Below are 14,875 nucleotides of genomic sequence, written 5' to 3'. Positions count from 1 at the left end.
AAGACATGAAGACAATCATTGCAGAAAAGCCCTCCGTGGCACGTGAAATCGCCCGCATCGTGGGCGCGACAAAGAGAGAGGAAGGATATTTCGAGGGAGGCGGTTATGCCGTGACATGGGCATTCGGACACCTCGTTCAGCTTGCCATGCCCGACGGCTACGGCGTGCGCGGATTTGTCCGTGACAACCTCCCGATTATTCCCGACACATTCACGCTCGTCCCCCGTCAGGTCAGGACGGAGAAAGGTTACAAGCCCGACAGCGGCGTGGTGTCGCAGATAAAAGTCATCAAAAGACTGTTCGACACAAGCGAACATATCATCGTGGCGACCGATGCCGGACGCGAGGGAGAGCTTATCTTCCGCTACCTCTACCACTATACGGGTTGCACCACTCCTTTCGTGCGCCTGTGGATCAGCTCTCTCACCGACAAAGCTATCCGCGAGGGACTGCGGAAACTCGAAGACGGCAGCAAATACGACAACCTCTACCTCGCCGCCAAAGCGCGGAGCGAATCCGACTGGCTCGTGGGCATCAACGGCACACAGGCGTTATCCATCGCCGCCGGACACGGCACGTATTCCGTGGGGCGGGTGCAGACACCAACGTTGGCTATGGTATGTGAACGCTACTGGGAGAACCGCCGCTTTACGTCCGAAGCATTCTGGCAGCTCCATATCGCAACGGACGGTTGCGACGGCGAAGTCGTGAAATTCTCATCCTCCGAGAAATGGAAAGAGAAAGAACCGGCGATGGAACTATATAATAAGGTAAAGGCGGCAGGTTGCGCCACTGTCACGAAAGCCGAGCGCAAGGAGAAGACGGAGGAAACTCCCTTGCTCTACGACCTGACCACGCTCCAGAAAGAAGCCAACGCCAAGCACGGCTTCACGGCGGAACAGACGCTTGAAATCGCGCAGAAACTCTACGAAAAGAAGTTGATAACCTATCCGAGAACGGGAAGCCGCTACATCCCCGAAGACGTGTTTGCCGAAATTCCCAAACTGCTCGCTTTCATCGGCACACAGCCCGAATGGAAAGACAAGGTGCGGGCAAAAGCCGCCCCGACACGCCGCAGCGTGGACGACGGCAAGGTGACAGACCACCATGCCCTGCTCGTCACGGGTGAGAAACCGCTCTTCCTCTCCAAAGAGGACAATACCATCTATCAGATGATTGCCGGGCGCATGGTCGAGGCATTCTCTGAGAAATGCGTCAAGGATGTGACCACTGTCACGGCGGAATGTGCCGGAGTGGAGTTTACCGTAAAAGGCAGCGTCGTGAAGCAAACCGGATGGCGTGCCGTCTATGGCGAGGAAAAAGAGGAAATTACCATCCCCGGCTGGCAGGAAGGCGACACGCTGACACCGAAAGGCTCGTCCATTACCGAAGGAAAGACCAAACCCAAGCCGCTGCATACCGAAGCCACCCTGCTCTCGGCAATGGAAACGGCGGGCAAGGAAATTGAGGACGACGCACTGCGGCAGGCGATGAAGGACTGTGGCATCGGTACTCCCGCCACACGCGCCTCCATCATCGAAACGCTTTTCAAGCGCGGTTACATGGAACGCTGCAAGAAGTCGCTTGTTCCCACCGAAAAAGGACTTGCCCTCAATTCCGTCGTCAAGACGATGCGCATCGCCGATGTTGCCATGACGGGCGAATGGGAAAAGGAGCTGGCGCGTATCGAGCGCGGGGAACTGTCCGACGACACCTTCCGCAAGGAGATAGAGGCGTACACACGTGAGATAACCTCCGAACTGATCTCGTGCGACAAGCTCTTCGGCAGCCGTGACTCCGGCTGCGCGTGTCCCAAGTGTGGCACGGGCAGGATGCGGTTCTACGGCAAGGTGGTACGCTGCGACAACACGGAGTGCGGACTGCCCGTGTTCCGGCTGAAAGCGGGACGCACCCTGTCCGACGATGAAATCAAAGACCTGCTCACCGAAGGGCATACCAAGCTGCTCAAAGGGTTCAAGAGCAAACAGGGCAAGAGTTTCGATGCTGTTGTCGCCTTTGACGGGGAATATAACACGACTTTTGTGTTCCCGGAGGCTAAAAAGGACAAGAAATTTTCAGGACGGAAGAAATAGTATTAACTTTGCCACTTGTTCAGAGTAATGAATTGTTCTTCGATACCGGATTACACTCATACTTTGGATTTAGTGGTGGCACTCGGAGGGATACCGAGTGCCTTTTTCTTCCTTTTTCCAACCGATTATCCCGTTAATTATCAATCCGCTAAATCCAAAGTAATGAACAACAAGAAGAAAAACGAGGGTCAGACCGACTTTTCCTATTACGGTCTGTACCTGCTGGACTATCTCCGCACGAACAAGTTTGAACAGGCTGACGACACCGCTTTCATACGGGAACGGGCCGACCGTGCCGCCGAAACGTATGAGAGGGCACGGCTTGAAGGCTATCCCGCCGATGGTGCGCAGGAACTGGCGATGGACACGCTGCTGCGCGGGCTGCATTATTCCCGTTACGCCATCCTCCGCGAAGTCGTGGAAAACGAGTTTGCCGATGAAGTGCCGGAAGAGAAGCGTGAAGCCTTTGTCCTGAAACTGCTGCCGCTTGTCGGCAACGTGTTCTCCGTCTATGACCTCTCGGATGACAATTTCGCCCTGTCTTCCGATTACGACCTGCTCTACACGGAGCTGACGGGAGCAACCGTCCTTTACTTAGACGAATATGGCGTTTAACCGCAAACAGAAACTGCGGGACAACATCGAGGCGATACGGACGGCATTCATCCTTGACAGGGAAAATAGGACAGCGACAACCGAAGAGCGTGCCATACTTCAAAGGTACTGCGGTTTCGGCGGTCTGAAATGTATCCTCAACCCTGCAAAGGAACTGACGGATGCCGTCCGGTGGGCGAAATCCGACCTCGAACTGTTCGCCCCGACGGTGGAGCTGCACAGGCTTATCCGTGAGAACAGCAAGGACGAAACAGAGTACAAGCGGTTTGTGGATTCGCTGAAAGCGTCCGTGCTGACCGCTTTCTACACCCCCAAAGAGATAACCGACACCATCGCGGACGTGCTGGCAGATTACAGCGTCCGCCCCGCCCGTATGCTCGAACCGTCGGCAGGTGTCGGCGTGTTCGTGGATTCCATGCTGCGGCACAGCCCCAATGCGGATGTGATGGCTTTCGAGAAGGATCTGCTCACGGGTACAATCTTGAGGCATCTCTATCCCGACCAGAAAATGCGCACCTGCGGTTTTGAGAAAATCGAAAGACCGTTCAACAATTATTTCGACTTGGCGGTGTCCAACATTCCGTTCGGTGACATTGCCGTGTTCGACGCGGAGTTTCAGCGGAGCGACTCTTTCGGCAGACGCTCCGCCCAGAAAACCATCCACAACTATTTCTTTCTCAAAGGACTGGATGCCGTGCGTGACGGCGGTATCGTGGCGTTCATCACCTCGCAAGGGGTATTGAATAGCACCAAGACCTCCGTGCGTAACGAGCTGTTCAGTCAGGCCAATCTGGTATCCGCGATACGCCTGCCCAACAACCTGTTCACGGACAACGCGGGCACGGAGGTGGGCAGTGACCTGATTGTCCTGCAAAAGAACCTCAGCAAGAAGGAAATGTCGCAGGACGAGCGGCTGATGACCGTGATACAGACGGACACGAAAACCGCCCTGACCGACAACGCCTATTTCATCCACCACCCGGAACGCATCGTGCATACGATGGCGAAACTTGACACAGACCCCTACGGGAAGCCCGCTATGGTTTATCTGCACGAGGGCAAGGCAGCAGGCATCGCCGGGGATTTGCGCCGTATGCTCGACGAGGATTTCCATTACAGGCTTGCCATGCGCTTGTATTCGGGTTCAATCCGGCAGGCAGGAACGGAAGAAAAAGTTGCCGTTCAAAATAAAGTAGAGCGTCCTGCCATAAAATTGGAAACAGTATCCTCGGCGCAGACGGTGGAAACTCCGACAGAAAAGCCGCAACCCGCAGATGAAAAGCCGGAGATAGAACCGCGCCCGCAATATTCCGCAGGCGTGCAGCTCACCCTGCTTGACCTCTGGGGGATGACGGAAGAGGTCAGCCAACCGAAAACCTCCAAAAAGAAAAAGACGGTGAAAAAGGCAGTTACGGCAAAGTCCACTCCGCCCAAACCGAAAGTCACGGTTACACCGACAGCTCCAACTGCAAAACCCGCAATGGAGAATAAGGAGGTGAAAGCGGAGAACACCGCCAAGCCTGCCGACCCGGACGACATCTATGCCACACTGGACTGGGATACCAATCCTCCCATCAACGGTTTCTATGAAATGATGATGGGTTTGACGCCGGAGCGTAGGAAAGAACTTCGGGAACTGGCAAGGCAGCATAACGAGAAACAAGTGGCGGAAAAGACGGAAGTGAAAGCCGTGCCGGAAACTTCCCGTGAGCAGCCACGACAGGAGGAAACACAGCCGGAGGCAGTCGCCGCACCTGCCGTTACAGATACCCCATCGGAAGCGGTGGGGACTTTCCTTTTCCCCGACATCGAAGCGGAAAAGCCGAAGGAGGAAGTCGTGGACCTTTCTCCGCGTGCCTACCACCGCACGCCGGAGATGCACCTGCGCGAAGGGTCGCTGGTGGCTGACCGGGGGCGTCATAACATCGGCTACCTGAAAGACATCACGCCATACGGGGCGACATTCCAGCCGCTCGACCTGAAAGGATACCAGAAGGAAAAGGCGTTGTTGTATGTGTCGCTGCGTGACGCCTACGAGCGTCTGTACCGTTATGAATCGCTCCGGCGCGAGGCAAATGTTCCGTGGCGAGAGCATCTGAATACCTGTTACGATGAGTTTGTCATGCGCTACGGCAACCTCAACGCCAAGCAGAACGTGAAGTTAGTGATGATGGATGCGGGCGGGCGCGACATCCTTTCGCTGGAACGGATGGAAAACGGAAAGTTCGTCAAGGCGGACATCTTCGAGCATCCTGTTTCCTTCGCGGTGGAGAGCCATGCCAACGTAGGCTCTCCCGAAGAAGCCCTGTCTGCGTCGCTCAACAAATATGGTACGGTCAATCTCGACTATATGCGGGAGATAACCGACAGCACGGCGGAGGATTTGCTCACTGCCCTGCAAGGGCGCATCTACTACAATCCGCTCGTGACCGGTTACGAAATCAAAGACCGTTTCATCGCCGGAAATGTCATAGAGAAAGCGGAACGCATAGAGGCATGGATGGGTGACAATCCCGAAAATGAGCGTATGCCGGAGGTGAAGCAGGCGTTGGAGGCTCTGAAAGATGCCGAGCCGCAGCGCATCGCCTTCGAGGATCTGGACTTCAATTTCGGGGAACGCTGGATTCCGACGGGTGTCTATGCCGCCTACATGAGCCGGCTGTTCGACACGGAGGTGAAAATCGCCTATTCCGCAAGCATGGACGAGTTTTCGGTGGTGTGCGGCTACCGCACCATGAAAATCACGGACGAGTTTCTGGTGAAGGGGTATTACCGGAACTATGACGGTATGCACCTCCTAAAACACGCCCTGCACAACACCTGCCCTGACATGATGAAGTCCATCGGCAAGGACGAGCATGGCAACGACATCAAGATGCGCGACAGCGAGGGAATACAACTCGCCAACGCCAAGATTGACGAGATACGAAACGGCTTCTCCGAATGGCTCGAAGAGCAGTCGCCGCAGTTCAAGGAGCGGCTTGTGACGATGTATAACCGCAAGTTCAACTGTTTCGTGCGCCCGCGCTACGACGGCTCCCATCAGACCTTTCCCGACCTCAACCTGAAAGGGCTGGCAAGCCGGGGTATCAAGAGCGTCTATCCCTCACAGATGGATTGCGTCTGGATGTTGAAACAGAACGGCGGCGGAATTTGCGACCACGAGGTGGGAACCGGTAAGACGCTGATAATGTGCATCGCCGCGCATGAGATGAAGCGTCTGAATTTGGCACACAAGCCGATGATTATCGGGCTGAAAGCCAACGTTGCGGAGATTGCAGCCACCTATCAGGCGGCATATCCCAACGCACGTATTCTGTACGCTTCGGAGAAGGACTTTTCGACCGCCAACCGTGTGCGCTTCTTCAATAATATAAAGAACAACGACTACGATTGCGTCATCATGTCGCACGACCAGTTCGGCAAGATACCGCAGTCGCCGGAATTGCAGCAGCGCATCCTGCAAGCAGAGCTTGACACGGTGGAGGAAAACCTCGAAGTGCTACGGCAGCAGGGAAAGAACGTGTCGCGGGCGATGCTGAAAGGATTGGAGAAGCGCAAGCACAACCTTGAAGCGAAGCTGGAGAAGGTGGAACACGCCATAAAGTCACGCACGGACGACGTGGTGGATTTCAAGCAGATGGGCATCGACCACATCTTCATAGATGAGAGCCACCAGTTCAAGAATCTGACTTTCAACACGCGCCACGACCGTGTGGCGGGATTGGGAAACAGCGAGGGAAGCCAGAAGGCACTTAACATGCTCTTTGCCATACGCACCATACAGGAGCGCACAGGAAAAGACTTGGGTGCGACCTTCCTCTCCGGCACGACTATCAGCAACTCACTGACTGAATTGTACCTGCTGTTCAAGTACCTGCGCCCGAAGGAGCTGGAACGGCAGGACATAAGGTGTTTCGACGCTTGGGCGGCGATATTTGCCAAGAAGACGACGGATTTTGAATTTAACGTGACGAACAATGTGGTCCAGAAGGAGCGTTTCCGCTACTTCATCAAAGTGCCGGAGCTTGCCGCCTTCTATAATGAAATCACGGACTACCGCACGGCGGAGGATGTGGGCGTTGACCGTCCTGCCAAGAACGAGATACTGCACCATATACCGCCCACGCCGGAACAGGAGGACTTCATACAGAAACTGATGCAGTTCGCCAAGACGGGCGATGCCACCTTGTTGGGCAGGCTGCCGCTTTCGGAAACGGAAGAAAAGGCGAAGATGCTCATCGCCACGGACTATGCCCGGAAAATGGCACTCGACATGCGCATGATAGACCCGAATTACGAAGATCATCCCGACAACAAAGCGAGTCACTGTGCCAAGATGATCGCGGAGTATTATCAAAAATACGACGCCCAGAAAGGCACGCAGTTCGTTTTCTCTGATTTGGGGACATACCAGCCGGGCGACGGGTGGAACGTCTATTCGGAAATCAAGCGCAAACTGACGGAGGACTACGGTATACCGCCAAGCGAGGTGCGCTTCATTCAGGAGTGCAAGACCGACAAGGCGCGGAAGGCGGTGATAGACGCCATGAACGCCGGGACGGTGCGTGTGCTGTTCGGCTCTACCTCTATGCTCGGAACGGGTGTGAACGCCCAGAAACGGTGTGTGGCTATCCATCATCTCGATACGCCGTGGCGACCGTCCGACTTGCAACAGCGTGACGGACGCGGAGTTAGGGCAGGTAATGAGATTGCCAAACATTTCGCCGGGAACAACGTGGATGTAATCATCTACGCGGTGGAGAAGTCACTGGACAGCTACAAGTTCAACCTCCTGCACTGCAAGCAGACTTTCATAAGCCAGCTCAAAAGCGGTGCGATGGGTGCGCGTACCATCGACGAGGGGGCAATGGACGAAAAATCGGGCATGAATTTCTCGGAATACATGGCGTTGCTCTCCGGCAATACCGACCTGTTGGACAAGGCGAAACTGGAAAAGCGGATCGCATCGCTCGAAGGGGAACGCAAGTCGTTCAACAAGGGCAAGCGTGATTCGGAGTTCAAGCTGGAGTCAAAGACCGGCGAGTTGCGCAACAACACGGCTTTCATAGATGCCATGACGGAGGACTGGAACCGCTTCCTGTCGGTGGTGCAGACCGACAAGGAGGGCAACCGCCTTAATATAATAAAGGTGGACGGAGTGGATTCCGCCGATGAGAAGGTCATCGGAAAGCGTTTGCAGGAGATAGCCAAGAATGCCACGACCGGAGGGTTGTACACGCAGGTCGGTGAACTTTACGGTTTTCCGATAAAGGTGGTGAGCGAAAGGATACTCAAAGAGGGATTGGAGTTCACCGACAACCGCTTCGTGGTCGAGGGGAACTACAAGTACACCTACAACAACGGGCATCTGGCGATGGCTGACCCGTTGGCCGCCGCCCGCAACTTCCTCAACGCGATGGAGAGGATACCCTCCATCATCGACCAGTACAAGGCGAAGAACGAGGTGCTGGAGATGGAGATACCGCAGTTACAGGAGATAGCGGGTAAGGTGTGGAAGAAGGAGGACGAGCTGAAGCAGTTGAAGTCCGAACTTGCCGCCCTTGACCGAAAAATTCAGCTGGAGCTTGCGCCACCCACGCCCGAAGTCGCAGAAAAGGAGAATGAAGGGCAACAGCTCAAGCCGGAAGCGGAAGATGTGAGGAACAGGCAGGCGCAATATCCCGAAAATGCACCGCCGCAGATACGCAGTCCGGCGGATAGTATCGTTGCCAACCATGTCATAATCGGGCGTCCGGGACTGTATGCCAAGGAGGAAACCCGGTCCAAAGGATTGAAAATATAACCTAAGGAATTTTATCTGAAGTATTAATAAGGGCTATCCCAAAAGGTCTAAAAGTAAATTTTATCCTTTCTGCAAGTATCTATAGGATGGCAACTGCATTTTTTTCTTTTTGGGCAGCCCTTATTAAAATTTATTCTTATTTTAGGTTATATACATTCATGTCCATTTATGTAAAAAATTCCTGCTGACCTTGTTTATGTCTTGTCAGTCACCATTTGCAAAACCATATTTGACCCTCAAAGAGGCTGAATTTGATAAGTAACTTGCTACATACTCATAATAAGGAGCTAAATAGAACACGAATGGGAAATACACAAATGCTAAACTAAAGAAGATATTGGCCAAAATAAACGCTATACCGAGAGAGAAACTTGATTTTTCAACTTCCTAAAACGGTGTTGTTCAAACATTTCTACTTATTTGTACTTGCCAGTTGAACCTACGCTTCCCTAATAAAATGTCTATGGTAAAAAGTTAAAAAATCCTCCCACTTTTGTTAGATATATTTTTTTGTGTAATTTTGTAATCGTTATGCGGCAGTAATAATATACATATTAATACGAGTTAGTAATCCTGTAGTTCTCATATGCTACGAGGAGGTATTAAAAGGTGCGTTTCGACAATGCATCTACTGTAGTATATTATTGCTTAATCCAAATGAATATTATAAATTTAGGAATTCTTGCTCACATTGATGCAGGAAAAACTTCCGTAACCGAGAATCTGCTGTTTGCCAGTGGAGCAACGGAAAAGTGCGGCCGTGTGGATAATGGTGACACCATAACGGACTCTATGGATATAGAGAAACGTAGAGGAATTACTGTCCGGGCTTCTACGACATCTATTATCTGGAATGGAGTGAAATGCAATATCATTGACACTCCGGGACACATGGATTTTATTGCGGAAGTGGAGCGGACATTCAAAATGCTTGATGGAGCAGTCCTCATCTTATCCGCAAAGGAAGGCATACAAGCGCAGACAAAGTTGCTGTTCAGTACTTTACAAAAGCTGCAAATCCCGACAATTATATTTATCAATAAGATTGACCGTGCCGGTGTGAATTTGGAGCGTTTGTATATGGATATAAAAACAAATCTGTCGCAAGATGTCCTGTTTATGCAAACTGTTGTCGATGGATCGGTTTATCCGGTTTGCTCCCAAACATATATAAAGGAAGAATACAAAGAATTTGTATGCAACCATGACGACGATATATTAGAACGATATTTGGCGGATAGCGAAATTTCACCGGCTGATTATTGGAATACGATAATCGCTCTTGTGGCAAAAGCCAAAGTCTATCCGGTGCTACATGGATCAGCAATGTTCAATATCGGTATCAATGAGTTGTTGGACGCCATTTCTTCTTTTATACTTCCTCCGGCATCAGTCTCAAACAGACTTTCAGCTTATCTCTATAAGATAGAGCATGACCCCAAAGGGCATAAAAGAAGTTTTCTTAAAATAATTGACGGAAGTCTGAGACTTCGAGACGTTGTAAGAATCAACGATTCGGAAAAATTCATCAAGATTAAAAATCTAAAGACTATTTATCAGGGCAGAGAGATAAATGTTGATGAAGTGGGTGCCAATGATATCGCGATTGTAGAAGATATAGAAGATTTTCGAATCGGAGATTATTTAGGTGCTAAACCTTGTTTGATTCAAGGATTATCTCATCAGCATCCCGCTCTCAAATCCTCCGTCCGGCCAAATAAGCCCGAAGAGAGAAGCAAGGTGATATCCGCTCTGAATACATTGTGGATTGAAGACCCGTCTTTGTCCTTTTCCATAAACTCATATAGTGATGAATTGGAAATCTCGTTATATGGTTTGACCCAAAAGGAAATCATACAGACATTGCTGGAAGAACGATTTTCCGTAAAGGTCCATTTTGATGAGATCAAGACTATCTACAAAGAACGACCTATAAAAAAGGTCAATAAGATTATTCAGATCGAAGTACCACCCAACCCTTACTGGGCCACAATAGGGCTGACTCTTGAACCCTTACCGTTAGGGGCAGGGTTGCAAATCGAAAGTGACATCTCCTATGGTTATCTGAACCATTCTTTTCAAAATGCCGTTTTTGAAGGGATTCGTATGTCTTGCCAATCTGGTTTACATGGATGGGAAGTGACAGATCTGAAAGTAACTTTTACTCAAGCCGAGTATTATAGCCCGGTAAGTACACCTGCTGATTTCAGACAGCTGACCCCTTATGTCTTCAGGCTGGCTTTGCAACAGTCAGGTGTGGACATTCTCGAACCGATGCTCTGTTTTGAGTTGCAGATACCCCAAGTAGCGAGTTCCAAAGCTATTACAGATTTGCAAAAACTGATGTCTGAGATTGAAGACATCAGTTGTAATAATGAGTGGTGTCATATTAAAGGGAAAGTTCCATTAAATACAAGTAAAGACTATGCCTCAGAAGTAAGTTCGTACACTAAGGGCTTAGGCATTTTTATGGTTAAGCCATGTGGGTATCAAATAACAAAAGACGGTTATTCTGATAATATCCGCATGAACGAAAAAGATAAACTTTTATTCATGTTCCAAAAATCAATGTCATTAAAATAATGGAGCGGTCAGGAAATTTCTATAAGGCAATACGGTTGGGATATATACTTATCTCCATTCTTATCGGATGTATGGCATATAATAGCCTCTATGAATGGCAGGAGATAGAAGCATTAGAACTTGGCAATAAAAAAATAGACGAGCTCCGAAAAGAAATAAACAATATCAATATTCAAATGATAAAATTTTCTCTATTGGGTGAAACAATACTGGAATGGAACGATAAAGATATCGAGCATTACCATGCACGGCGTATGGCAATGGACAGTATGCTCTGCCGTTTCAAGGCCACCTATCCAGCAGAGCGCATCGATAGTGTGCGCAGTCTTTTAGAGGATAAGGAACGACAGATGTTCCAGATAGTCCGGTTAATGGATGAACAACAATCTATTAACAAGAAGATAGCCAATCAAATTCCGGTTATTGTACAGAAAAGTGTGCAGGAACAGTCCAAAAAGCCAAAACGAAAAGGTTTCTTAGGCATATTCGGCAAAAAAAAGGAAGTAACTCCAGCAGTATCAACCACTATCCTTCATTCGGTCAATAGAAACGTAATCAGCGAACAGAAAGTGCAGGATCGCCAATTGTCGGAACAAGCCGACAGCCTTGCAGCTCGTAATGCAGAACTTAACAGACAACTGCAAGAATTGATTTGCCAAATAGAAGAAAAGGTACAAACCGAACTGCAAAGCCGGGAAAACGAAATAGTTGCCATGCGTGAAAAGTCATTTATGCAAGTAGGCGGTTTAATGGGATTCGTTCTTCTATTGTTGTTAATTTCCTACATCATCATACATCGTGATGCAAAAAGCATTAAACAATACAAGCACAAGACAACTGATTTGATAAGGCAACTGGAACAATCCGTACAACGGAACGAGGCACTGATAACGTCAAGGAAGAAGGCGGTACATACTATCACCCATGAACTGCGCACACCGCTGACAGCAATAACAGGCTATGCCGGACTGATACGGAAAGAACAGTGTGAGGATAAGTCCGGGCAGTATATCCAAAACATACTGCAATCCTCCGACCGTATGCGGGATATGCTTAACACTTTGCTTGACTTCTTCCGCCTGGACAACGGCAAGGAACAGCCCCGTCTGTCACCCTGCCGGATTTCAGCAATCACGCACACACTTGAAACGGAGTTCATGCCTGTTGCCGTGAACAAAGGGCTGTCCTTGTCCGTGAAGACTGGACACGATGCCATTGTATTGACCGACAAAGAGCGAATAATACAAATCGGGAATAACCTGCTGTCAAACGCTGTCAAGTTCACAGAAGAAGGCGGTGTTTCTTTGATTACTGAATATGATAATGGAGTTCTGACACTGGTCGTTGAAGATACAGGTACAGGCATGACAGAAGAGGAACAGAAACAAGCGTTCGGTGCGTTTGAACGTCTATCAAATGCCGCCGCAAAGGAGGGTTTCGGGCTTGGGCTTGCCATAATGCGTAATATTGTGTCGATGCTTGGCGGAACAATCCGTTTAGACAGCAAGAAAGGGAAAGGCAGTCGTTTCACAGTTGAAATTTCTATGCAGGAAGCTGAAGAACAGCTTGGATATACAAGCAATACACCTGTTTATCATAACAATAAATTCCATGATGTTGTCGCCATTGACAATGATGAGGTATTACTTCTGATGCTGAAAGAGATGTATTCCCAAGAAGGAATACACTGCGACACTTGCACCGATGCTGCGGCACTGATGGAAATGATACGCCAGAAAGAATACAGCCTGTTGCTGACAGACTTGAATATGCCCGATATAAACGGTTTCGAATTGCTGGAACTGTTGCGTTCGTCCAACGTGGGCAATTCACCAACAATCCCGGTGGTTGTGGCAACCGCTTCGGGCAGTTGTAACAAAGGGGAACTATTGGCAAAAGGCTTTGCCGGATGCCTGTTCAAACCGTTCTCCATATCGGAACTGATGGAGGTTTCCGACAGGTGTGCCATAAAAGCGACACCGGACGGGAAACCGGACTTTTCCGCCTTATTGTCCTATGGCAATGAAGCCGTCATGCTGGAAAAGTTGATAACTGAAACAGAAAAGGAAATGCAGGCGGTACGGGATGCAGCAAAAGAAAAAGACCTGCAAAAGCTGGATTCCCTGATCCACCACCTGCGCAGTTCGTGGGAGGTGCTCCGTGCCGACCAACCGCTGAATGTACTTTACGGATTGCTTCGTGGCGATGCTCTCCCGGATGGTGAAGCGTTAAGCCATGCCGTGACTGCCGTGCTGGATAAGGGAGTGGAAATAATACGGTTGGCAGAAGAGGAAAGGAGAAAATACGAAGATGAATAAGACAAAAATAATTGTGGTGGAAGACAACATCGTGTATTGCGAATATGTCTGCAATATGCTGTCACGGGAGGGCTACCGCAATATGAAGGCTTACCACCTCTCAACCGCGAAGAAACATCTGCAACAGGCAACAGATAATGATATCGTGGTTGCCGACCTGCGTCTGCCTGACGGCAGTGGCATAGACCTTTTGTGCTGGATGCGAAAGGAGGGAAAGATGCAGCCCTTCATCATTATGACCGACTACGCCGAAGTTAATACCGCCGTGGAAAGCATGAAACTCGGCTCGATAGACTATATTCCCAAACAGCTTGTGGAGGATAAACTTGTCCCCCTGATCCGTTCCATACTGAAAGAACGTCAGGCAGGACAACGCCGTATGCCTATATTCGCCCGTGAAGGTTCCGCCTTTCAGAAAATCATGCACCGCATAAGGCTGGTAGCCGCCACCGATATGAGCGTGATGATATTTGGTGAGAACGGCACGGGCAAGGAGCATATTGCCCACCTGTTGCATGACAAGAGCAAACGTGCAGGCAAGCCATTTGTGGCGGTGGACTGCGGTTCACTCTCCAAAGAGCTTGCACCGTCGGCTTTCTTCGGACACGTCAAAGGTGCATTTACAGGTGCGGACAATGCCAAGAAAGGATATTTCCATGAGGCGGAAGGCGGCACGTTGTTTCTGGACGAGGTAGGAAACCTCGCGTTGGAAACCCAACAGATGTTGCTCCGTGCCATACAGGAGAGGCGGTATCGCCCGGTCGGAGACAAGGCAGACCGGAATTTCAATGTCCGCATCATCGCTGCTACCAATGAAGATTTGGAGGTATCGGTGAATGAAAAGCGTTTTCGGCAGGATCTTCTGTACCGCCTGCACGACTTCGGGATAACCGTTCCTCCGTTGCGTGACTGTCAAGAAGACATTATGCCGCTGGCAGAGTTCTTCCGTGATATGGCAAACAGAGAGCTGGAGTGTAGCGTGAGCGGGTTCAGTTCCGAAGCACGTAAAGCGTTGCTGACACACGCATGGCCGGGCAACGTGCGGGAACTTCGGCAGAAAGTTATGGGTGCTGTATTGCAGGCGCAGGAAGGTGTTGTCATGAAAGAGCATCTGGAACTTGCCGTGACGAAACCGACCTCTACTGTCAGCTTCGCCTTGCGCAATGACGCGGAGGATAAGGAGCGGATATTGCGTGCGTTGAAACAGGCAAACGGCAACCGGAGTGTCGCCGCAGAACTGCTCGGCATAGGCAGGACAACACTATACAGCAAACTTGAAGAGTATGGACTTAAATATAAATTCAAGCAATCATAGCCCGTAATTCACTGAATTTGGCTATCTTTGCATAACATTTGAGAAAAACGGCGATTGGCAGGAGCTTTTCGCCGCCAACATATAGGATAAGACCGCAAGGCGTTTCAAGCGAAAATCTGGTAAATTGGAACTACGGAGACGATTG

At 50.1% G+C, this 14,875-nt stretch carries 6 protein-coding genes; all 6 read left to right on the top strand.

Annotated elements, in window-relative coordinates; all coding sequences use genetic code 11:
- Positions 1 to 5 precede the first annotated feature (5 nt).
- The 6 genes from topB (at position 6) to DXB58_RS09670 (ending at position 14,730) form a co-directional block, all read left to right on the top strand.
- Positions 6 to 2,093 (top strand): type IA DNA topoisomerase, encoded by a 2,088-nt coding sequence (topB, locus tag DXB58_RS09695; RefSeq protein WP_004291456.1) that lies wholly within the window; start codon positions 6 to 8, stop codon positions 2,091 to 2,093.
- 162 nt (positions 2,094 to 2,255) lie between these two features.
- A complete protein-coding gene (locus DXB58_RS09690) occupies positions 2,256 to 2,708 on the top strand; it encodes a DUF1896 domain-containing protein (RefSeq protein ID WP_004304266.1) in 453 nt (150 codons plus the stop codon).
- Positions 2,698 to 8,514: an N-6 DNA methylase gene (locus DXB58_RS09685; RefSeq protein ID WP_004291462.1), complete on the top strand. Its 5,817-nt coding sequence runs from the start codon at positions 2,698 to 2,700 to the stop codon at positions 8,512 to 8,514. The genes DXB58_RS09690 and DXB58_RS09685 overlap by 11 nt, the downstream gene beginning before the upstream one ends.
- Before the next feature lie 657 nt (positions 8,515 to 9,171).
- Entirely contained in the window at positions 9,172 to 11,097 is a 1,926-nt protein-coding gene (tet(Q), locus tag DXB58_RS09680; protein ID WP_004291466.1) for a tetracycline resistance ribosomal protection protein Tet(Q), read from the top strand.
- Positions 11,097 to 13,415, top strand: a complete 2,319-nt coding sequence (locus tag DXB58_RS09675) for an ATP-binding protein (RefSeq protein WP_004291467.1) — start codon at positions 11,097 to 11,099, stop codon at positions 13,413 to 13,415. The genes tet(Q) and DXB58_RS09675 overlap by 1 nt, the downstream gene beginning before the upstream one ends.
- A complete protein-coding gene (locus tag DXB58_RS09670; protein WP_004291471.1) occupies positions 13,408 to 14,730 on the top strand; it encodes a sigma-54 dependent transcriptional regulator in 1,323 nt (440 codons plus the stop codon). Before DXB58_RS09675 ends, DXB58_RS09670 begins: the two co-directional genes overlap by 8 nt.
- Positions 14,731 to 14,875 lie beyond the last annotated feature (145 nt).

The organism is Bacteroides sp. OM05-10AA, from assembly GCF_003439055.1.
GTDB classification, from domain to species: domain Bacteria; phylum Bacteroidota; class Bacteroidia; order Bacteroidales; family Bacteroidaceae; genus Bacteroides; species Bacteroides intestinigallinarum.
Note: the sequence above shows the minus strand (reverse complement) of the source record. Positions and strands in the feature narration are given on the sequence as shown.